Source organism: Mucilaginibacter sp. Mucisp73 (genome assembly GCF_059491465.1).
Genome location: NZ_CP168507.1, coordinates 5,304,646 through 5,327,355 on the forward strand (window position 1 = coordinate 5,304,646; position 22,710 = coordinate 5,327,355).

The 22,710-nt window shown below is 43.4% G+C and carries 20 protein-coding genes; 12 read left to right on the plus strand and 8 right to left on the minus strand.

All coding sequences use genetic code 11. The features are described from left to right. Window positions 1-92: 92 nt before the first annotated feature. Window positions 93-2,348: an alpha-amylase family protein gene (locus tag ACEN82_RS21845; protein ID WP_413318907.1), complete on the minus strand. Its 2,256-nt coding sequence runs from the start codon at window positions 2,346-2,348 to the stop codon at window positions 93-95. Window positions 2,349-2,683: 335 nt separating this feature from the next. On the opposite strand from ACEN82_RS21845, the gene ACEN82_RS21850 reads away from it, so the two are divergent. Next, window positions 2,684-3,625 carry an AraC family transcriptional regulator gene (locus ACEN82_RS21850; RefSeq protein WP_413318909.1) on the plus strand — a complete coding sequence of 314 codons (942 nt, stop codon included), beginning with the start codon at window positions 2,684-2,686 and terminating at the stop codon, window positions 3,623-3,625. A 205-nt stretch (window positions 3,626-3,830) separates the two neighbouring features. After that, window positions 3,831-6,125, plus strand: coding sequence for a glycoside hydrolase family 95 protein (locus ACEN82_RS21855; RefSeq protein ID WP_495644018.1), 2,295 nt, complete (start codon window positions 3,831-3,833; stop codon window positions 6,123-6,125). 142 nt (window positions 6,126-6,267) lie between these two features. Here the strand turns inward: ACEN82_RS21855 and istB are convergent, their stop codons facing one another. The 4 genes from istB to ACEN82_RS21875 all read right to left on the minus strand — a co-directional run bounded on the left by istB (window position 6,268) and on the right by ACEN82_RS21875 (window position 9,242). Beyond that, entirely contained in the window at window positions 6,268-7,014 is a 747-nt protein-coding gene (istB, locus tag ACEN82_RS21860; protein ID WP_495644019.1) for an IS21-like element helper ATPase IstB, read from the minus strand. Between the two features lie 20 nt (window positions 7,015-7,034). Continuing rightward, on the minus strand, window positions 7,035-7,211 hold the full coding sequence (locus ACEN82_RS21865; RefSeq protein WP_495644020.1) for a hypothetical protein: 177 nt from the start codon (window positions 7,209-7,211) through the stop codon (window positions 7,035-7,037). Between the two features lie 9 nt (window positions 7,212-7,220). Further along, complete coding sequence (istA, locus tag ACEN82_RS21870; RefSeq protein WP_495644021.1) at window positions 7,221-8,564, minus strand: IS21 family transposase; 1,344 nt, start codon at window positions 8,562-8,564, stop codon at window positions 7,221-7,223. 105 nt (window positions 8,565-8,669) lie between these two features. Beyond that, complete coding sequence (locus tag ACEN82_RS21875) at window positions 8,670-9,242, minus strand: phage integrase SAM-like domain-containing protein (RefSeq protein WP_413322506.1); 573 nt, start codon at window positions 9,240-9,242, stop codon at window positions 8,670-8,672. Between the two features lie 197 nt (window positions 9,243-9,439). Here ACEN82_RS21875 and hemW point away from each other — a divergent pair, with 197 nt between their 5' ends. The 4 genes from hemW (at window position 9,440) to ACEN82_RS21895 (ending at window position 13,361) form a co-directional block, all read left to right on the plus strand. Continuing rightward, a complete protein-coding gene (hemW, locus tag ACEN82_RS21880) occupies window positions 9,440-10,561 on the plus strand; it encodes a radical SAM family heme chaperone HemW (RefSeq protein ID WP_495644022.1) in 1,122 nt (373 codons plus the stop codon). A 100-nt stretch (window positions 10,562-10,661) separates the two neighbouring features. Continuing rightward, complete coding sequence (locus ACEN82_RS21885) at window positions 10,662-11,207, plus strand: fasciclin domain-containing protein (protein WP_413322508.1); 546 nt, start codon at window positions 10,662-10,664, stop codon at window positions 11,205-11,207. Window positions 11,208-11,475: 268 nt separating this feature from the next. Beyond that, window positions 11,476-12,354 carry a cupin-like domain-containing protein gene (locus tag ACEN82_RS21890; protein WP_091171709.1) on the plus strand — a complete coding sequence of 293 codons (879 nt, stop codon included), beginning with the start codon at window positions 11,476-11,478 and terminating at the stop codon, window positions 12,352-12,354. 125 nt (window positions 12,355-12,479) lie between these two features. Beyond that, window positions 12,480-13,361, plus strand: coding sequence for a cupin-like domain-containing protein (locus tag ACEN82_RS21895; protein ID WP_091215547.1), 882 nt, complete (start codon window positions 12,480-12,482; stop codon window positions 13,359-13,361). A gap of 134 nt (window positions 13,362-13,495) precedes the next feature. Here the strand turns inward: ACEN82_RS21895 and ACEN82_RS21900 are convergent, their stop codons facing one another. After that, window positions 13,496-14,464: a phytanoyl-CoA dioxygenase family protein gene (locus ACEN82_RS21900; RefSeq protein WP_413322509.1), complete on the minus strand. Its 969-nt coding sequence runs from the start codon at window positions 14,462-14,464 to the stop codon at window positions 13,496-13,498. A gap of 126 nt (window positions 14,465-14,590) precedes the next feature. Here ACEN82_RS21900 and ACEN82_RS21905 point away from each other — a divergent pair, with 126 nt between their 5' ends. After that, a complete protein-coding gene (locus tag ACEN82_RS21905; protein WP_413322510.1) occupies window positions 14,591-15,442 on the plus strand; it encodes a helix-turn-helix domain-containing protein in 852 nt (283 codons plus the stop codon). Window positions 15,443-15,477: 35 nt separating this feature from the next. On the opposite strand, the gene ACEN82_RS21910 is transcribed toward ACEN82_RS21905, so the two are convergent. Then, window positions 15,478-15,960, minus strand: coding sequence for an adenylyltransferase/cytidyltransferase family protein (locus tag ACEN82_RS21910; protein WP_413322511.1), 483 nt, complete (start codon window positions 15,958-15,960; stop codon window positions 15,478-15,480). 124 nt (window positions 15,961-16,084) lie between these two features. Continuing rightward, on the minus strand, window positions 16,085-16,504 hold the full coding sequence (locus ACEN82_RS21915) for a YybH family protein (protein WP_413322512.1): 420 nt from the start codon (window positions 16,502-16,504) through the stop codon (window positions 16,085-16,087). A 182-nt stretch (window positions 16,505-16,686) separates the two neighbouring features. Between ACEN82_RS21915 and ACEN82_RS21920 the strand changes: the two genes are divergently transcribed. The 5 genes from ACEN82_RS21920 to ACEN82_RS21940 all read left to right on the plus strand — a co-directional run bounded on the left by ACEN82_RS21920 (window position 16,687) and on the right by ACEN82_RS21940 (window position 22,707). Beyond that, window positions 16,687-17,565 carry a carbohydrate kinase family protein gene (locus ACEN82_RS21920; protein ID WP_413322513.1) on the plus strand — a complete coding sequence of 293 codons (879 nt, stop codon included), beginning with the start codon at window positions 16,687-16,689 and terminating at the stop codon, window positions 17,563-17,565. Window positions 17,566-17,753: 188 nt separating this feature from the next. Next, entirely contained in the window at window positions 17,754-18,851 is a 1,098-nt protein-coding gene (locus ACEN82_RS21925; protein ID WP_090531322.1) for a vWA domain-containing protein, read from the plus strand. Window positions 18,852-18,969: 118 nt separating this feature from the next. Beyond that, window positions 18,970-20,475, plus strand: coding sequence for a sigma 54-interacting transcriptional regulator (locus ACEN82_RS21930; protein WP_413322514.1), 1,506 nt, complete (start codon window positions 18,970-18,972; stop codon window positions 20,473-20,475). Between the two features lie 39 nt (window positions 20,476-20,514). Next, a complete protein-coding gene (locus ACEN82_RS21935; RefSeq protein ID WP_495644023.1) occupies window positions 20,515-21,783 on the plus strand; it encodes a metallophosphoesterase in 1,269 nt (422 codons plus the stop codon). Between the two features lie 33 nt (window positions 21,784-21,816). Beyond that, window positions 21,817-22,707, plus strand: a complete 891-nt coding sequence (locus ACEN82_RS21940; protein ID WP_413322516.1) for a UbiA prenyltransferase family protein — start codon at window positions 21,817-21,819, stop codon at window positions 22,705-22,707. Window positions 22,708-22,710: the final 3 nt, after the last annotated feature.

The window sequence follows — 22,710 nt, forward strand, 5'->3', positions numbered from 1 at the left end:
ATTACCGCCGACTGCTATTAAAGGTTTGGATAGTTTTCATTTTCAGGTTGTGTAAGTTAACTGGTGGCAAAATATTACGGTTTATTTGATGATTATTTTACCGGCACTATTTTCATCATCACCGCGGTGCCCGGGCCGGCGGTAGTGGAAAGCTCGAGTGCATTGGCCTCTAGGTGGCCAATTACGTTATCATTCATAAAATCGCGTAATTCGTATTTGGTCTTTGCATTAAGATGCAACGCGCGCCGGGTGAATACCTGTTTAAAATCCTTTTTCAAATTAAAGTTGAAAAGCGCCAGCATGGTAACATCACCTGGCAGGTAAAAGGATAATTGTTGGTCATAGCTTTCGCCATCGGCCATTTTAATAGGGATGAATGCTTTCGGATCGCTGAAAAATTCCGCTATTTTTTTATTATTCAAAAACTTCTGCGCACGGTAAGCTGCTATAGGGTTACGGTAATCAGATCCATCCCCTAAAATACTACCCATCACCATCATAGCGTAAAGGCGCACCTTTATCTCCTGCTCGGTGAGGTCGGGGTTGCGCTGGAAGTTTTTCATGATGCTTACATCCATGTTGGTATAGGGGAATAAGGTGCCCTGGATCCAGCCCATGTGCGATCCTATCGCCAGCGACGACTCCGTACTTCCCCAACCCGGAAAGCCTTTCTGATCATCTCGAAGATGGGAGTAAACATCTGTTGATACAAACCGCGTATGCGCATATTGGTGCGGAAAAAGCGGGGAAATGGCTTGGGTGATAAAAATTTCTTTACCCATGATAGAATCTACCAAGTGCCTCAGCGTTTTCATGCCATAATTGTACGCTTGCATCCCGGTGCGTACTTTGGGGTCATAACGTTTCGTGGTTTCCAGCGAACCGGCGGTCAAAAAATCTATTTTAAGAAATTTAGCATTGATAGCCTTTGCCTTCTTCAATTGCTGAATGATGTATAATCGGATAGCCGGATGCGATGGATCCATAGCATACGCACCCCATTCTCCATCCTTATACATAATAGGCCTGCCATTTTTGTCGCGTAGTAAAACGTCCTCCAGTAGGTAATCAGAACCAGGTACCTTATGCCCTTTGATGTTATCTTTCCAGCTCCACATGGCAAAGGGGATAAAGTAAAATCCCATCTGCTGCCCGTTTTCGGCTCCGTATTCGCCAATCTCCTTTAAAACCTCCGTAGTGTAAATGCCCTGATCATACGAATCAACACTCAATACCGGCTTACTATAAGCGCTGAAATTGGGCATCGAATACAGAAAATCGGAGATTTGATGTACTGCCTTTGGCATCATCACTTTTTCGTAACCCAGCACACCTTCCACCCCAAAGCTGTTCCAATATACCGGTGCTGGAGCCTGCCAGGTTTGTATGCCGTTCATAATGGAATTTACCCGGCCAAAATCCTTAAAAGTCTCGTGCAGATCATCCGAACTGCTGATATAAATTGTGGGAGAACTTACTTTTTGGCCGAGCGCCGTTCCGTGTTCCGTATGGTCGTGTGTGCCATCCAATCCACCATAGCCAGGCTTCAGCGACGGGTCATCGGCCGTGGCTACACCGCCAAAAACGCTGAGCGAATCAATGTAGCCCAGCTCTGCAGCCGTTTGGTAGCTCAAGCCGGTTTTCCAGAAATCGTGCTCAACGCTCCCGATAACCAGCCCGGAGTTATTCAACTGGTCGTAAACAGCTAAAAATTCATAGCTGATACCTTTGCTTTTCGGCTCTTTAGCCTTTGGCCAGCGTCTTTCCAATGTTGGTGTCCAATCATCGTTATCAAAAGGCACATCCAAGACGCGGGGCTCGGCACCCGGGATAAAAAGCTTACCCTTACTAGCGGGGAGGATGGCTATAGGGCTGATATCTCTCGTTTCGATAGGCCTATCGGCCGATGTGGCACTCACTTTTATCAACGCATATTTCTTTCCCTGGTAAAGGGTAAATTGCTGAGTCAAGCTAATGTAGTGCTGTGCATCGCTATGCTTAACCGTAAGGCACAATCCCTTTCCGATTTGGTCGGTTACCGGCTCAATGGTGCAACTGTGACCGGAAAATGCACTCGTTGGCAAGTATCCTGAACTTACATCTTTAATGTAAGCCGCCGCATTATCTATGTGCGAGCCATCGCTGAATATGTAATTTACCATACCGGTTTTTTTATCAACCGAAATTTTTATCTGCGGGCTGCTGATAGAGGTTTTATCTGCACTTTTTTGAAGTTCCTGGGCTTGTAAACGGGTCCCTATAAACGTTAAAAGAACAAGGACGAACAAATTGGTGGGCCCGGTGCGCATTATTTTAGGATCATTTATCCATGTATTGAAATAGGACATTTGCGGTTGTTGTTTTTGTCAGCCACTGTCACACTTTAAAGCCATCTTGATGGCAGAATAAAAGTTGATTCTTTAATACATTTTTCTCCGAACGATTACGCAAGCGGAAATATTAAGCATTAACAGGACAGATATCGCTATTGGTTATCTGGTAAATGTCACAGATTAAACACGATAATAAAATAGGTAATATTACGGAAATGATGGACTTTTTTATGGTCTCTTGTTTTTACTGAATTTATTATAGGATGCTGATATATTAATATTTTTTATTAATGTTTGTATCCACGGAGTTACCAATTATCCGGAAGTTTACAATTATACACCTTATTAGCATGGCAAAAAGCACTGTAATACGACGCAGAGACGGTTTTGAAGGACAAAAATTGATTGTGCTGCCTAAGAAAATCATTACTAACTTTTTAAGTAAAGATTTAGTTACCAAACAAATCTACATAACCGACATTGGTTATTATCCAAAAGCTATGCACCATTATGCGGAGCGCCCACATGGCATCAACCAACACATTATTATTTATTGCACCGAGGGCTATGGCTGGTTAGAAATTAACAAGAAAAAGGTTGAGGTATCACCCTCGCAATTCATTGCTATCCCGGCTAACACGCCGCATAGGTATGGCGCTAATATGGATAAACCATGGACTATATACTGGATTCACTTTAAAGGAGAAATAGCTTCTTTTATCCTGGAACTTATATTAAAGAATTCTGAAAATTATAAGCCATATTTGTCCTTTAACGAAAATCGGATCAAGCTGTTTGAGAACATCTGTTTTAACCTGGAAAAAGGATATAGTAGCGATGCCTTACGGTATGTAAATATGATCTTCTCACACTTTTTGTCGTCGTTAATATACGAGGATAAATTTAACTATTCAGATGACAAGCCTGATGATAACGATATGGTAGAAAAAACCATCCGGTACATGCAGGAGAACATTCACACTATGCTACGGCTTGACGCACTTAGCCACATTGCTGGGCTTTCCAAATCACACTACTCTGCAATTTTCAGAGCTAAAACCGGTTATTCACCTATTGAATACTTTAATCAATTGAAGGTTCAAAAGGCTTGTCAGTTTATCTCGTTTACTACCATGTCTATTAAAAGCATAGCGTTAGATCTGGGGATAGAAGATCAATATTACTTTACCAGGATGTTCACCAAGTTAATGGGCATTTCTCCAAACCAGTACAGAAAAAAAGTAAATGCAGCGCCAGGTCTTAGCGGTACAAGCAATGAATCATTTGGCTAATGGTCAAATACGTAAACAAATCGAATCGCCATCCAACGCAAATTCACTTATTACAGCTAAAAGCATAATATCCATCATTAACCACTTTTTGTCTATTTCTAAAAACTACATTTTATAATAGCATTGTATCTACTTGATAAACCATAATAAGTCCTTCCTGATGATGTTAAAAAAATTTGCGCCAGCTGTGATAATCTTTATCAGCGTGTCTTTACAAAGCTTTTCGCAGGAGCAACCGCCACTTAGGCTACATTACGACAAGCCGGCCGCCAACTGGGAGCAAACGCTTCCGCTAGGGAATGGCCGCTTGGGAATGATGCCAACAAGTGGCGTAGTTGACGACAAGATAACACTGAACGACATTACTTTATGGTCGGGGTCGCCCCAAGATGCAAATAACTATGAAGCTTATAAGAAACTGCCAGAGATTAAAGCACTGCTTTTAGCTGGCAAAAATATAGAAGCGCAAAACCTGATCGACAAGGAGTTTGTATGCAAAGGTCCGGGATCCGGCGGTAAACAATGGGGCTGCTTCCAAACGTTAGGTGATTTAGATCTTAAGTTTAACTATGGCAGGGGCAACGCTTCAACAGCCGGCAACTATCAAAGGCAACTTTCGTTAAACAACGCCATTGCTACCAGCAGCTACCAGATTGGTGGAATAACTTACAAACGTGAGTATTTCACCAGTTTCAGTGATGATGTGGATGTGATCCGGTTAACGGCGGACAAACCGGGCAAGCTGAATCTGAGCATTCGCTTAAGCCGCTCAGAAAGATCAACTACCACAACTATTGCTGATACCTTGCAGATGGAAGGCCGGTTAGATAATGGCACGGATGGCAACGGAATGCGATATACCGCTTATTTAAAAACGAAACTGACTGGCGGCTCAGTCTCTGCCACCGGCAACAGCCTCATTATTAAAAATGCAAATGAAGTTATCATTTATCTGTCAGCCGGTACCGATTACAAGAATAAAGGCTTTAAAGAGGTAGTAATGCAGAACATGAATGCTGCCATTAAAAAACCTTATGCGCAGTTGAAGCAAGAGCATACTGCTAAATTTAAAAAGCTATTTGATCGCGTCAATATCAGCTTAGGCAGCAGCAAAGATGAGGAGACAACCGATAAGCGATTGATTGCTTTCCACAATAACCCCGATGCAGATAAGCTGCTACCGGTTCTGTTTTATCAATACGGCCGTTACCTAAGCATTTGTAGTACTCGCGTTGGCTTGCTACCACCAAACCTACAGGGCCTTTGGGCCAATCAAACGAGTACGCCGTGGAACGGAGATTACCATCTGGATGTCAACGTACAAATGAATCACTTCCCGTTAGAAGTATCGAACTTGTCTGAGCTGAATCTACCTTTGGTTGAACTGGTACGCGGTATGGTAAAACCTGGCGAACGAACTGCCAAAGCTTATTATAATGCTGATGGCTGGGTAGCCCACGTAATCACTAACATCTGGGGCTGGACAGAGCCCGGCGAGAGCGCATCATGGGGTGTAACCAAAGCAGGATCAGGCTGGTTATGCAGTAACCTTTGGGACCATTATGCTTTTACTTCTGATAAGGTATATTTGAAAAACATCTACCCGATATTGAAAGGTTCGGCACAGTTCTACAATAGCATTTTGGTTAGAGATCCGAAAAGTGGCTATATGGTTACGGCGCCATCGTCATCGCCAGAAAACAGCTTTTTAATGCCGGACAGCAGCGGACGACACGCCAGTATCTGTATTGGCGCTACTATAGATAATCAAATCATGCGCGAGCTATTTACGAACGTAATTACTGCCTCAGAAACATTAGGCGTTGATTCGGATTTTCGGGCGCAGCTAAAGAAACAATTAGCAATGATTCCACCGGCCGGAATCATCAGCAAAGATGGACGCATCCAAGAGTGGCTTGCAGATTATGCGGAAACAGAACCGACACACAGACACGTGTCTCATCTCTATGGCATCTATCCCGCTTCAGAAATAACTGCCAACGGTACACCAAATCTGGCCGAAGCCGCTAAAAAAACATTGAATGTCCGTGGCGATGATGGACCGAGCTGGTCGATCGCTTATAAGCTTTTGTTTTGGGCGAGATTGCATGATGGTAACCGCGCCTTTAAGCTATTTCATGAGCTAATGAAACCTGTGACTGGCACCGGCATCAACTACACGGCGGGCGGTGGGATTTATCCTAACCTCTTGTCTGCCGGCCCTCCGTTCCAGATAGATGGTAACTTTGGTGCCTGCGCCGGCATTGCTGAAATGCTGATACAAAGCCATGAGGGGTACATTGATCTGCTACCAGCTATCCCCAATAGCTGGAAAGCGCAAGGCAAGGTCGAAGGGCTTAAAGCACGCGGTAACTTTACCGTTAATATGCAGTGGAAAGATGGAAAGATCACCTTCTGCCGCATCGCGTCGCCGCAAGCAAAAAAAGTGAAAGTTAAAATTAACGGCCGAATTAAAGTAATTACCAGCTGTAAAGTTTAATTTTGATATGGGCAGTGTGTAAGTTATGGAGATGTTGACCACCCTGTTCCGGGCCAAATTGACCACTGGGTTAGCTGACTTTTGAGTTGCAGCAAACGCTGTAAAAGCGTGTACAAAAATAGTTATTTAAAAGGCAATTTCATTAGAGGCTGTTTACCGGTTCGATACTGCGTTTTTTTCTCATAGATTCCCCTTTTAACTCGATGCGGTGTGCATCATGAACGATCCGGTCAAGTATAGCATCAGCAATCGTTTTTTCACCGATCACCTCGAACCATTTACTGACCGGCAACTGTGAGGTAATGATCAGAGAAGTCTTGCCATGCCGGTCCTCTATGATCTCCATTAATGCGGCTCTGCTCTGTGCATCAAAAGGCTGTATCCCAAAGTCATCCAGTATAAGCACTTGTGTTCTTTCCAGCTTAGCCAGCTCCTTGATATAGGAACCGTCCGCCTTTGCCATCTTCAGTTTAGCGAATAGCTTGGGCGTGCTGGTATATAGTACCCGGTAGCCCAATATGCAGGCCTGGTGGCCGATAGCAGAAGCCACATAGCTTTTACCGATACCGGTACTGCCGGTTATCAGTAGGTTCTCAAAGCGATCAATAAACGTACAGTCTGCCAAACGCATGATCTGATTACGGTCGATTGTCCGATCTGCATGGTAATGAACATCCTCTATAGCAGCTTTATAGCGGAACTTGGCATACTGGATGGTACGATCAATACGCCTGTTCTGACGGTCGTCCCACTCGGCTTCTACCAGGTGTGCCAGCAGTTCGTCTGCTGTGTAATCATTTGTTTTACCGGTTTCCATGCTGCTTTTAAAGGCATGGAACATGCCGAAGAACTTCATCTTCCGCAGTTTGTCTAAGGTGCTTGTGTTCATGTTATTGTTGTTTTAAATAGTTATTTGTAATAGTCTTCTCCCCGGATATTGCCATGATCTGGCATCGGCAGCTCATCGGCAAATAAGCTTTCCTCGTAGTTGTCCATCTTGTTTTCCAGTATGGTTTGTATCGTTTTATAGTTATACACACCGTAGCTCAATGCTCGCTGGCAGGCAATGGTCAGCCTTTCGTTCACTTCTTTTTTTTAAAAGCCAAGCACCCCCAGGCAAGACTTATAAGCCTGTTCCGGGTGCTGCTTGCGCTCCAGTATTTGAAGGATATACAGCCTTACATCCTCGTGGATGGAGGCTGCCCAATCCAGGAACATATCCGGCGTCCAGTCGCTTTTAAAGCGGTGAGTACTGGCCATGTGCTCCTTATCCGTAGTATAGCCATAGGGGTTTTTATTGCGCTTATGCAGGGCGATGCGCTCATAGTTATAGTACACTTCTACCGTCGTGCGGGAGTATAATAACTTGACCCGCTTGCCAATAAAGCGGTAAGGCACACTGTAATAATGCTTGTCAGGGCCGAGGTTAACATGGCCGTTCTTGATCACCCTGGCCTGTAATTGCTTCTTGAACTGGTAACGCAGGGCGGGTAATGGAGCAAGCGCACTGCGTTCGATCTCCTCAAACTGTAACCTGCGGCTGTAGTTACGGCCTTTGAGCATCTGGGTGTTATGAACTTCAAGGGTCTGCCAGATTGCTGCATTAAGCTCCGTTAAAGAATGATACACCTGTTTGTTTAATGGTGCGTATATCTTGGTATAAATAATCTTTACCGCACCTTCTACCAATGCTTTATCACGAGGGCGGTATGCCCGAGCTGGTAATACAGTCGTTCCGTAATGATCTGCAAAGTCCTCAAATGTTTCGTTCAGGGTGGGTTCGTAGCGGCTGCTTTTGGTTACGGCGGCCTTCAGGTTATCTGGTACAATGGCGGCAGGGACGCCGCCGATAAAGTGCAGGGTGTTCTCGCAGGCCGCAATAAAGTCTTCCTTCTGCTGGCTCATTACAGCCTCAACATAGGTTAACTGGCTTGCGCCCAAAATAGCTACAAAAACCTCTACAGGTGTGATCTCCCCGGTATCCTTATCGGTGATACTCATCTTTTCACCCGCAAAATCGACGTATAGCTTATCCCCAGCCTTATGATCCATGTGCATAGTCGGGTTAACCCTGGCCTTCCACTGGTTATAATAAAAGCAAAACTGGCTGTACAGATAGCCATCAGGAAACTCTTTGTAATAAGCCTCCCATAGTATTTGCCGGTTCATGCCGGTCTTTTTCAGCTCTTTATCCACGTGAGGAAAGCAGCGTAGCATGGACTGCATACGCGCGTTAGGCGGGTGTTCTTTGGACTTTCCGAACAAATCTTCCAGTTCCTGGTCATTCAACGCGTTAACCTCATCAAAGGTAAAGCCGGTTGCTTTAAAGGCTGCTACATACTTTTTTACCGTGTTTCTCGATGCATCGGCCTGGGCAGCGATGGTCATTAATGGCCGCTGCTGGCTGTACATCCTTAGTATCTTTCTGATCTTACTCATGCTGATTGTTAAGTTGGCCATGCTTAGGAAGGTGTCTTTGCCCTCAAAAGATGGTCTCTTTTACAGCATTTGCTACGTGTTTGCGGTGGTCAATTTGCCCCGGAATCAGGTGGTCAGTTTCGCCCGGAATGGGTGGTCAGCTTGCGCCGGATTGGAGTGGTCACGTTCATCAGAATCTCCACCTTTAATTACCAGCTTATTGAAATGCTGCCTAAACACTGACATGTAGGCATTAGTTGTATTTCTGCTAACCTGATTAAGAAGGTAACTCTGAAACTTATCTAAAAATTCTTCATCTACTTCCTGGAATAATATGGTTCGTTTGGGGCAATACTTTCCAAGATGAATGATGAGGCATTCCAGTTTATAATTAAACTTCTTTGCAAGGCATTGATCAAGATAATCCTGAAGGTAATAATTGATCTTAGCAGGTTGCTTATACCCATGCTCAGAGAAATTCAATTCATCCTCTCTTTTATTACGAAGCGCTTTAATAATCTTCATCTTTTCTTTATCAGTCTCGCTAACACGGGTTGCTGAATCAGAATAATCTTTATCCACATAAATCTTAAGGAACTCGTAACTGCGTTTACCTTTACCCCCACCGGTATTGGAGTAGACATCTAAATAAACACTAAATTTGCCTGTACTTAGCTTTTTGTATCTAATAGTTACCATGAGTTACCATTGCTTTTTATTTGTTACTTCTGTTACTCGTCAAACTTGAATAGTAACACTCGAGTAACAAAAGTAACATAAAATAGAATAGAAATCAAAAGATTAGTGAAGCTAATAAACAATTTAAATATTGATAATCAACACATTAATATCATTAATCTATCCCATTCTTTATGGGAATACATTCTCTTAAAAACATGGCAGGCATCTATATACATATTCCCTTTTGCAAGCAGGCTTGCCATTATTGCGACTTCCATTTCAGTACAACATTAAAGTACAAAGATGAAATGCTGCATGCGTTAATCAGTGAAGTCAAACTGCAAAAAGGCTATCTTAACGGCGAAACCATCGAAACCATTTATTTTGGAGGAGGCACTCCTTCTGTTTTAAGCGGCGATGAAATCAGCAAGATCATTAATGCAATTACTGAACTACACACGGTATCATCTACAGCCGAAATTACTTTGGAGGCTAATCCCGATGATTTGAAACCTGATAAGCTCAAAGCATTGAGGCAAACACCGGTAAATCGCCTCAGCATAGGGATTCAATCGTTTTTTGACGAGGATTTGGTTTGGATGAACCGTGTACACCGCGGCCAGGAAGCAGAATCATCAGTAAAACGTGCCCAGGACGCCGGTTTTGAAAACATTACGGTCGACCTCATTTACGGTTATCCTATGCTTAGCGATACCAAATGGAAGCAAAATCTCGATAAGGTATTTGAGCTTAATGTTCCGCATGTGTCTACTTATTCGATGACGGTTGAACCGCAAACTGCACTGGCAGCCTTTATCAGCAAAAAAAAACAGCCCCCCATGAATGAGCAACAAAGCGCAGAGCAATTTATAGTGCTGATGGATGCCATGCAGGCACATGGGTTTGAACATTACGAAATCTCCAACTTTTGTAAGCCCGGCCAATACTCCCGTCATAATTCGAATTACTGGAAAGGGGTAAAATATTTAGGAATTGGCCCCTCGGCGCATTCTTACAATGGAGAGACCCGCCAATGGAACATAGCTAACAACGCGAAATATATGCAGGCGCTTGAAACCGGAAAACTACAGGCCGAAACCGAGGAGCTAACCGAAGAGAACCGCCTGAACGAATATATCATGACCTCGTTACGCACAATCTGGGGGCTTGATTTAGCCAGGCTCAACCAGATAGCCAAAGGAGCATCAGCCGAATTACTCAAAGCTGCCGCCGAATATTTCGATAGGGAATGGATCATACAAAAAGATAATGTTATTTATCTTAGCGCAACAGGTAAACTGTATGCCGATCATATTGCAGCCGGATTATTTTTCTAAACCTTTGAGGTTTTTTACAGTCAGTACTTTGTTACAAAGCAAAATGGTTTTAAAAACTGTTTATATTTATCAAATCGCAATGTTTTATATACCTGCAAGTATGAAAAAAGTACTCATTATCGCTCTATCGTTTATAGCTATTACCATAGCCCCAAAAGCTTTCGCCCAAAAAACTGTGGGCGGTACCGTCATGTCGCCCGCTAAAAATATCGTACAAAACGCATCCGGCTCAAAAGACCATACTACGCTCGTAAACGCTATTAAATCTGCCGGCTTGGCGCCTACCCTATCAGCGGCCGGTCCGTATACTGTTTTTGCACCTACTAATGAAGCTTTTGCCCAGCTTCCTGCAGGCACGGTTGACAACCTGATGAAACCTGCAAGCAAGGCCAATCTTATTAAACTGCTTACTTATCATGTGGTGCCCGGCAAATTAACCTCGGCCGACCTGTTAACCAAAGTAAAAGAGGGCAAAGGCAAGTTGGAGCTTAATACATTGAGCGGCGGTACACTTATAGTGATGTCGCAGGGGGCAAAACTTTACCTTGTTGACGAAAAAGGGGGCAAATCATTCATCACCATAGCCGATGTTGCCCAAAGCAACGGTGTTATTCAGGTAGTTAATTCAGTTTTGAAACCTAATTAAGCCAGTTGCAGTTTGTAATGGCAGAAGCAGTTGGCAGCGGCAGTTGTACAAGCGGTACACTGATTCGAGGAAGATAGGCAAAATATACTCTTTTTATTACACTCCATGAAACTTCACCGGCAACTTTATACTGCCTGCAGTTACGTATTGCCACTGCAACTTTATACTGCAACTAAAATACAACTGTCAGCACAATTTCAAAATCGGCTCAAATCGTTTACATATTATTTACAAAGAATTAATTTTGCTCGTTAATTAATTTGTGAAAATGAGTATAACGCTTACACCTATTGATAGTGTAGACAATATAAGCAAGGAGGATTTTGTTAACAATTACTTAAATCCGCGTAAACCGCTTATTATCCGCAAAGCCACTGAAAGCTGGCCCGCACTGCAAAAATGGACTTTTGAATACTTGAAAGAGGTAGTTGGAGATAAAACCGTTCCGCTTTATAACAGCTCAAAGGCCGATCCTTCCAAAGCTATCAATGCATCTGCAACTGAAATGAAGTTTGGCGATTATATCGATCTCATTCAAAAACAGCCCACTGATTTAAGAATTTTCCTCTTCGACCCAATTAAACATGCCCCAAAACTGCTGGAAGATTATCGTTCGCCATCTGATTTAATGGGTGGTTTCCTGGATAAATACCCCAATATGTTTTTCGGCGGCGCCGGTTCTGTAACATTTTTACATTACGACATCGATCTTGCGCACATTTTCCATACACATTTTAATGGCCGCAAACATGTAATGCTGTTCGATCAGAAATGGACCGACCGTCTGTACTGCATCCCCTTTGCTACCTATGCTTTGGAAGATTATGATATTGAAAACCCCGATTTCACCAAATTTCCGGCACTTGACGGCATTGAAGGACAAGAGGCCATTTTGGAGCACGGCGATACACTGTTTATGCCAACCGGGTACTGGCACTGGATGAAATACCTCACCGGTTCATTTTCGATATCGTTACGCGCCTGGGATAAATCATGGGCCATTAAAGCCAAAAGCTTGTATAACTTAACAGTGCAGCGCAAGTTCGATAACCTGATGAAAGCCCGCTTTAAAAAGGATTATATGGACTGGAAGGAAAGCCTGGCTATCAAACGTGCTAACAACGCCCTTGTATCAGGCAGGCCATAATATTAAGATATATTTATACTACTTTGGGGTTTATTTCGTTATTTTGAATGCTTTTAAACAAGTAAGAAACAATATTGTAACTTTATTTTAAAATAAGCGTAATCCCCCTAAAGTAATAAACTATTATGTGCTTCATTCTTAACCCGATCGATACGGTTGAAAATATTTCTCCCGAAGACTTCAAGAAGAATTATTTAGATCCTCGTCGCCCGTTGGTTATCAAAGGGCTTACCAAAAGCTGGCCTGCCCGCGAAAAATGGACACCCGAATATTTAAAGCAGGTTGTTGGCAATAAAGTAGTGCCATTGTACGATAATTCAAAGGCCGATCCTTCAAAACCCATCAATTCATCGGCAACTGAAATGCCCTTTGATGAATATATCGACCTTATCCGCAGTAAACCAACCGAGTTAAGGATTTTTTTCTTTAACATATTTAAGCAAGCGCCACAACTTTTGGATGATATTGTATTACCTAAGGACCTGATGGGGGGCTTTTTGGAAAGCATGCCCGCCATGTTTTTCGGAGGTTCAAACTCGGTTACTTTTTTACATTACGATATTGATCTTCCGCATATTTTCCATACCCATTTTGGAGGGCGTAAGCATGTGATCCTATTTGAAAACAAGTGGAAGCGCCGCCTGTACTGTATCCCCAATGCCACGTATGCACTGGAGGATTATGATGTACTAAATCCTGACGTCAAAAAATTCCCGGCGCTCGACGGCGTGGAAGGCATTGAGGTTTTCCTTGAACATGGCGATACCTTGTTTATGCCTACCGGCTACTGGCACTGGATGAAATATGTTGATGGTTCATACTCCCTGAGCCTTCGCGCATGGGATGCCAGTATAAGCCGTAAAGCGGCAAGCTTGTATAACCTGGCCGTTAAAGGTGGTGTTGACAGCGCTCTAAAAATGATGTTCAAAGGCAAATATGCTAAATACCGCGAAGGGCTGGCCGTTAAATGGGCTAATAGAGAGCTCGCCGCAGGGAAACCTTTTTAAAGTCGAAAGTCTTAAGTCATGATATTGAGTAGCGATGGATTTGTCCATCGCTATTTTGTTTTATACCCACGACCGAGTCTTCACAACCGGCTTGTTTATCAAATGCTCCCGAAAGCGTGTATATGAGATACAATCTACCATCGCTCCAACCCCAATAGCTTTTTGCCCAGATCGCTAAGCTCAGCTACCGGATTTTGCTTTTCCCGTTCCAGCGGATCTCCGGGAAAGGCGTAGCCCTGCATGGCTTCGCGGCTTTGCCAACTGTTGATGCGCCATTGCCTTAACTCTTCATTATCTTCCTGGGCGGGCATCATGGATATGTATTGGGCTATACGCACCTTATCGTTACTCTTATTCGGGCGGATACCATGTGGTTGCAGACTGTTAAATATCAGCAGATCGCCGGCTTCCAGTTTCACTTTTACCGTTTCAAAGCCAGTGGTATCGGGCTTATAGTGATCACGGTCATCGGGTTGAGTTAGCTTCCAGGTATCGTATGTTCGATATAATTCAGGGATACATTGAAAGCCTCCCATGTTTTCATCTGTTTGATCGGCAAGGGCCAGTACACCCTGTACGTTTTGAGGTTTGGTTTCAGGATCATAATCCCAATGAATAAACCCTTTATATTCAAACCCGGGGCGCAACGGAAAGTTAAGATTAGCCCTGTCGATAGTTACCCATAACTTCTCCGTACCCCAGATATCCGCAAAGGCTGCATGAACTTTGGGATATTGGCGATTATCCCACATAAACTGTTGATTATAAATTTCGACCATACCGGTGTTGTTCAGTTCGGTCATCTGCATTTGCGCATTGGGCTTTTTATACCAGGTTTCCATATCGCAGGCATCTTTGCCTTCATATTTCCATAGGTAATCGGCCAGTTTTTGAACCTGTTCTTTTGGTACAGCGTTCCTGATGATCACATAACCGTTGTCTATCCAAAACTGCCAGTCGCCCTCAGTAAGCACTTTTAGCGGTTCGTTGTTAGCCCGTTTATTCAGGCTAATCTGGCTTGATTTGGCTGTTGATGGATTTCCGGGGATTTCTTTATGGGCATTTGCGGGTGCCATGGTCATGGCTGCGTTTTCGGTCTTCATTTTCTTTTTGATTTATAACTCAAATTTAGGTTGGCATGACAGATGGATTATCCTGTACAATGACCAAAATTTGCTCTGCATTGATCATTTTTCTTATCTTTACTAAAACTTAATGCTCAATATAGCATGGATAAGATCCAGTTGGAGAAGATTAATTTTGAACCTGGCAAATCGTTCAAACTCTTTTCACCCCGGCTTCGCAACACTTTTCTGTGGCATTATCACCCCGAATACGAATTGGTTTATGTTGAGGCCGATGCTGGGATCAGGCACGTCGGTTCACATATTTCCGGTTACACCCAGCATGACCTGGTGCTTATTGGCAGTAACCTTCCCCACCTTAACTTTGATTACCGGCTGCGGAGCGAATACCATCAGATAGTGGTGCAGCTAAAAGAGGATTTCATGGGAACGGCAATAGGCACCGCTCCCGAATTTTCGACCATCGGGCAGCTTTTTAAAAAGGCCGCCAACGGTATTGCTTTTTATGGAGATACCAGGACTACGGCAGTGCGAAAACTGAAACTTTTACCGGGGATGGATTCTTTTCAGCAATTAATGGGATTAATGGAGATCTTTAATATCCTGGCTGGTTCAAAAGAATTTACGATTTTAAACAATGACGAGCCGAACCTGCAGTTTTTTTTAAAAGATAAGATCAGGATGGGGGCTATTTATGAATATATCGGCAGTAATTACAATCTTAAACCCGATGTAAATGTAGTGGCGGCTAAAGTGAACTTTACTACAGCGGCCTTTTGCCGCTATTTTAAAAAACAAACTAAAATGACCTTCACCGATTTCGTGAACCAATACCGTGTTGATGTAGCCAAAAACCTGCTCATGCAGGATAAAAACGTTACTGAAACCTGTTACGCTGTGGGATTTGAAAGCTTATCATATTTTAATAAACTCTTTAATAAAATAGTTGGAAAAAATCCCTCCGATTTTAAACGGAACTGGCTCGCTAAGGATTGATCAATAACGTATGTAAATATTGCCAACAGAATTATTCAGCCTGATTTTTTATAGTAATCCTTAACCGCATCGGGCAAAAGATGCAGGTATAAATCAGGCTCTTCCCTGATCCTTGCCGCTGGAACTGGTACAATTTTGCAGGGTTCTTCGTAAATAACGCTTTCACAATCCAGGAACCGCCCCATATAAGCGCCATAGGCCTCGGAAGCAAATATCACATCAATAGGCGGCAGCTTCTTTTTAAGATAGCTGACCCAAAGTCTCGACATATTTTCTATCGAGTCGGCCGCACCCGGCAGCATAGCTTCATCGTAGCTTAATAATACAGGTTTAACCTTATCATTACCTGCATATGTTTTTTTGAGCCAGTCAAGCCGCACATCGCCTGCAATGGGTTCGTCATCACTGGCGCCAATAACTATTATAAGCTCATCGCAGTGTTCAAGGGCATAACTTATCAAAGTCATGTGCCCAATATGCAGCGGCAAAAACTTTCCAATTACTAAACCTCTTTTCATGCAGTAGTATTTTTGCGATCCGGTATCTTTTAAATTCCGCTCTTGAGAGGGGAATCGCTCATTTCCCACGCTTCCAAATCCTTGTATTTATTCACTTAATCTTTTATCTCCACCCCTAATCTCCTTACGAGGTGTGGTCACAAACTATCTTCCACTCACCCTTAATTTTCCTAAACCATAGCGTAAAATAGCCGCCTGGTGTATCTTTTTCACGGGTTAGTTTCCATCCTCCCAAAACAAAAGCATTGGTTGCGTCCAATACCTTTAGCTGTATGATCTTAAAGCTAAGCTGCCCCATGGCAGCCTTATCGGGATAGGTTTGTTTGTAATGATCAAGTGTTGTTTGCCAGCCGTAAGCGGGTGCCGTTTTTCCTACAAAAACCAACGAGTCTGATTTCCAGTAAGTTTGCATAAACGCTTCAATATCGCCCCGGTTCCAGGCCTCCTCCTGTGTGTGCATTACTTTCAAAATAGCTTGCCTGTTCTGCGCAAAGCAGCATGTGGCAGCAAACATAAACACAAAACCCAGCAATATTATTTTCATATAATAAAGGTATACAATTTTCTGATTTACGATTTGCCCGATTAATAGATTACCTGTTGTTATATCGGCAAAGTAAATCCATTAATCCTAAAAATGACTAAAATCATGGTTCAAACAAAAAATAAAATCCAACTTAATACAGTATATTTGGTTTTCATCGGCAGCAAAAAAACAAATTAACTATGGGAAATCAGGTATTAAGCTTCGGCGAAGTTTTATGGGATGCTTTTGGCGACGGAAAAAAGGCCGGTGGCGCACCCATGAACGTAGCCCGGCATCTGGTACAGCAAGGTGTAAAAACAGCGTTTGCGAGCTCTGTGGGTATGGATAACTCGGGCGATGCACTGATAGGCTTTTTAAAAAGCAATGACCTGTATTCGGACCTGATTCAGCAGGACGATGAATTTCCAACCTGCGAAGTTACCGTACAGCTTGATGAAACCAACACCGCTACTTATATTATTCCCCAACCCGTTTCATGGGATAACATACAACCATCGGCTGCACTCACTAAAGCAGCCCAGGCAGCCAGGGCCATTGTGTTTGGCAGTTTGGCTTGCCGTACCGCTACTACCCGCGAAACCTTATTAAACCTGCTTGATGAAACCCCGGCGCTAAAAATATTTGATGTAAATCTTCGCCCGCCGCATTACACCCTGTCAACTATTGAAACATTGGTAGCCCGGGCCGACGTAGTAAAAATGAACGAGGAAGAAGCCAACCTGCTCATCGGTGGAAGTAGTGCTTCCCTGCACGATCAAATTGGCGAGTTCCGTTCCAAATACCATAGCCAAACCATTTGCGTAACCCGCGGTGAGCATGGTGCACTGGTATGGCACGACCATGAATTTTATGATAGTCCCGGCTGCCCTGTAAAAGTTGCCGACACGGTAGGCGCCGGCGATGCCTTCCTGGCAACATTTGTATCCGGCCTCCTTTCGGGAAAACCCATGCAGCAGGTGGTAGATAAAGCGTGCTCCGTTGGCTCATACGTAGCCAGCCAGCGAGGCGCTAACCCGGTATACCCGCCTGAGCTCCTGAATAGTTTGGCTTACATTTAGGAATTCGGATTTCGAATGTTCGATTTTGGATTTATTTTTGGAGATAGAAAATGACTTTTTAATCCGAAATCCCAATTCCGAAATCAAAAATCTAATTGTCATACTTAACTAACAATTTATTTTATCACTTCCGCAGCGAAACTTTTCCTAAAAATATTCCGTTCCTTTATGTACAGAAAGGACAAAATATGCGTGGTTTTGGATTTTCCAAATTTAAGCCCAATCAAATCCCTAAAGGCGGATTTGACGAATTGTTAAAATTATTCCTCGAGTTGCTCAACTATACATCGGGCGATGCAGGCGAAGCTTTAGCCTGGCTTAACGAACTCGATAAACAATATAACCTTACCAACGATGATTATGGCATGGGCGATTTCATCGACGAACTAAAGCAAAAGGGTTATCTTGACGAAAATAATGAGAATGGCGAGTTCCGGATTACGGCAAAAACTGAGCAAAGCATCAGGCAATCTGCCCTGGAAGAGATTTTTGGTAAGCTAAAAAAATCAGGGAAAGGCAATCACCGCTCGCCGCAATCAGGCCAGGGCGATGAAAAAAATGCCGAACGCCGCGAATTTGAGTTTGGCGACAGCCTTGATCAGATAGACATGACCCAGTCTATCCACAACGCCCAGGTTAATCACGGTATCGGCGATTTCATGATGACCGAACGCGATCTTGAGGTAGAGGAAATGGACTACAAAACCCTTACTTCAACTGTGCTCATGATCGATATTTCGCACTCCATGATTCTTTACGGCGAAGACAGGATCACCCCGGCCAAGAAAGTAGCGATGGCCCTTGCCGAACTGATCCGCACCAAATATCCTAAGGACACGCTGGATATTGTTGTATTTGGGAACGATGCATGGCCTATAACTCTGCAGGATTTACCTTACTTGCAGGTTGGCCCTTATCATACCAATACTTATGCAGGTTTAGAGCTGGCTACCGATCTGCTCCGCCGCCGTAAAACGCACAACAAGCAAATTTTCATGATTACAGATGGCAAACCAACCTGCTTAAAGGAAGGCACCAGGTATTATAAAAACAGCATTGGTTTGGACAGGAAAGTGGTTAACAAAACCCTTAACATGGCCGCCCAATGTAAGCGGTTAAAAATACCTATTACCACATTTATGATAGCTAAAGACCCTTATTTGCAGCAGTTTGTTCGTAAATTCACAGAAACAAACGGAGGCAAAGCCTTTTACAGTTCCCTGAACGGTCTTGGTGAGTACATTTTTGAGGATTACATCAGAAACAGAAGAAGGACTGTTAGGTAAGTCTTTAGTCGGAAGTCCGACGTCTGGAAGTCTGAAATTACGAATAACAACTGTCCTTTAAATTAAAAATAAACATTCGGACTTGCGGACTTTCCGACTTCCCGACTACAAAAACAGAATGAGTAAATTATTAGATATAAAAACCCTCGGCCAGTTAAAGCAAACAGGCTACAAAAGCCGTTCGGTTAAAGACGAATTACGTGCCAACCTTATTGAACAGCTTAAAAAGCGCGAAGGCGGCTTTGAGGGCATCATCGGATTTGAAGATACTGTTATCCCCGATCTGCAAACTGCTATCCTGTCACGTCACAATATTTTACTGTTAGGCTTACGCGGCCAGGCAAAAACCCGTATTGCCCGTTTGCTGGTTAACCTGCTTGATGAATATATCCCATATATTGAGGGATCAGAATTGTTTGATGACCCTTACAACCCCATATCGTGGTATGGTCATAGCATCATAACCGAAAAAGGCGATGACACCCCTATTGGCTGGATCCACCGCTCTGAGCGTTATACCGAAAAATTGGCCACCCCTGACGTTACCGTAGCCGATTTAATTGGTGACGTTGACCCAATCAAAGCCGCTACTTTAAAATTAACCTATTCGGATGAGCGTGTGATCCACTTCGGCTTGATCCCACGTGCGCACCGCGGCATTTTTGTGATCAATGAGCTGCCCGACTTGCAGGCCCGGATCCAGGTATCGCTGTTCAACATACTACAGGAAAAAGATATCCAGATCCGTGGTTTTAAATTACGCTTACCACTGGATATCCAGTTTGTGTTTACCGCCAACCCTGAAGATTATACCAACCGTGGTTCGATAGTAACACCGCTTAAAGACCGCATTGAGAGCCAGATTTTAACACATTACCCGCGTTCGGTTGAGATTTCACGCAAGATCACGCAACAAGAAGCGTCCCTTACCGATGATCAGCGTATCGCTATTGAGGCTGATGGTTTGGTTAAAAACCTGGTGGAACAGATTGCTTTTGAAGCCCGTAACTCCGAGTATATCGACAAAAAATCGGGTGTATCTGCGCGTTTAACCATTTCGGCCTATGAAAACCTGATCAGTAATGCCGAACGCAGGATGATCATCAACCACGAAAAAACTACCTTTGTACGTATTACCGACTTTTTAGGTGTGATCCCTGCCATCACCGGTAAAATTGAGCTGGTTTATGAGGGTGAACTGGAGGGACCAGGCAAAGTGGCCAATATCCTGATAGGTAAAGCCATCAAAAGCTTACTGCTATCGTTTTTCCCTGACCCGGAAAAGGCTAAGAAAGCCAAAGCTCCTAACCCATATGCAGCTATCATTAACTGGTTTGGCGATGGCAACAATGTAGCTTTGGTTGATGATATGCCCATGCAGGAATACAAAAAAGTGCTGGAAGAAGTTGTGGGATTGAAAGACCTTGTAAAAAAGATCCACCCGCGTTTGGGCGAAAGCCAGCAATTGCTGCTGATGGAATTTGTGCTTCACGGCCTGTCGGAATTTTCACAATTGAACAAAGGTTTCCTGGATAATGGCTTCGCGTTTTCGGATATGTTTAACAGTTTATTTAACTTGCAGCCCGATGACGATGACCTTGATATTGACGACGACCGGTACTAAAATATATGGCGCTATATGATTTTTAAAGCGCTAAGCATATTGTTCTGGATCATAATTGAGCTGCTGGCCGACCGGTATGTTTTATACGGTATCCGGGGCGCGTTCAAAAAATGGCGATTGCTTCAATCAAAAGCATTCGCCATTTTTTATTGGGGCTTTTCGGCCTTGTGTGTGGCCGCGCTTTTAACTGCAGGTTATATTACCATAGCAGGTACGGGTGTACGCGCAGCCTGTTTACTGGTAACATTTATCCTGCTCATCTGTAAATTTACTTTTATACCATTCATTTTTGCCGATGATATCAGGCAAAAAATTGTACTGAAAAGGAAAAAAACTGACACCTCAATTCCTCTCCCTACTGCTCCTGCCTCTGCTACTAATATTGATGATGCCATTCCCCGTTCCGAGTTTCTTTTAAAAGCAGGCTTACTTGCCGCAACCGTTCCCCTGGCCGCTATAAAAAAGGCCATGCCCAAAGGTTCGTATGATTATCATGTACTGTATCAAACTATGTATCTGCCTAATCTGCCAAAGGCCTTTGATGGCTTAAGGATCGGGCAGATCTCGGATATTCATTCAGGCAGCTTTTATAATAAAAAAGCGGTGCTCGGTGGTGTTGAAATGCTGTTGAATGAAAAACCCGACCTGATATTTTTTACCGGCGATCTGGTTAACGATGAAGCATCGGAAATGACCAGCTACCAGGACATTTTCACTAAAGTAAAAGCCCCCCTTGGTGTTTTTTCAACCCTGGGTAACCATGATTATGGCGACTATGGCGACTGGAACTCCCCGGCGGATAAAAAGAAAAATCATGATGACCTGATAACCACCCATAAAAACATGGGCTGGAACCTGCTCAGGAACGAAAATCGCCGTCTAAAAATCAACGGAGAAGAAATAGGGATCTTAGGTATTGAAAACTGGAGCGAATACAGCCGCTTCCCCAAATACGGGCGCATGGACCTGGCCGTAAAAAACACCGATGACCTGCCGGTAAAGCTCCTGCTCTCGCATGATCCATCGCATTGGCGGGCCGAGGTTTTACCTAAATACCCGCAAATTGATGCCATGTTTGCCGGACATACCCATGGCATGCAATTTGGCGTACGTACCCCGCATTTTCAATATAGCCCTATAAAATATGTTTATAATGAATGGGCTGGTCATTACCAGGAAAACAAACAACAATTATATGTAAATGTAGGTTTTGGTTTTGTTGGTTTAACCGGCAGGGTTGGAATATTGCCGGAGATTACGATATTTACATTAAAAGCAGGCCGCGATCCCTCATTACCAATTTCCTAAAAGATCCAGGCAGAAGCTGCTATCCTTTTACCGATGAAGAAATTACTACAGTCTGTATTAGATTTTCTGCTCTTCAGTAATATTTTCATGTCGCTTTGTGCTGTAGCACAGGCCTTGTTAACCTTTCACTTAATAGGATCAAAACCAGTGTTCCCTGTTTTGGGCTTGTTATTTACTTCAACACTGGGTATCTATAATTTTTGTATCCTCATCACCCGTCCAACTAAACCACAACGGTCGCCTTACAAAAGGGTGCGATGGTTTTTTGCACACTATAGGCTGATGGTGACCTTTACTATAGTTTCGCTGCTGTCTCTGATCCCGCTGTTCTTTATCATCACTACCGAATCCAAGATCCTGCTCATATTTCTGAGCGTTTTATCGTTTGGTTATGGTTTACCATTGTTCAGTGTAGGCGATCATAAATTTGGTTTAAGAAATATCCCCGGTTTAAAACCGTTTTTAATAACCCTGGTATGGACAATGAGCTGTGTACTGTTCCCGGTATTGGAATCAATGCATAATCATCTAACCGATATCAGCATGCGCGATACTACCATACTCATAGCCAAACGCTTTTTATTTATAGGAGCGCTGACAATACCTTTTGATATCCGGGACCTTTTCGACGACCGTAAAGTAGGCCTTAAGACCATCCCGGTAGTTTGGGGCGAAAAAAATGCCTATCTGTTTTGCCAGGTATTGCTCACCGGCTACATTGTACTCATGTTCCTGTTCAGGCAAAATGGCTTTAGCCTTGATTTCTTTGCACTCACATTTACTATGTTCCTTACCGGCTGGCTCATCTTCAGATCGGCCTGGGAAAAAAACGAGTATTATTACTTTTTTTATATGGATGGGGTACTGATCTTACAGTACGTAATTGTAATAGTATTCAATGCTGTTAAATATTTCCTCCATTAAAAC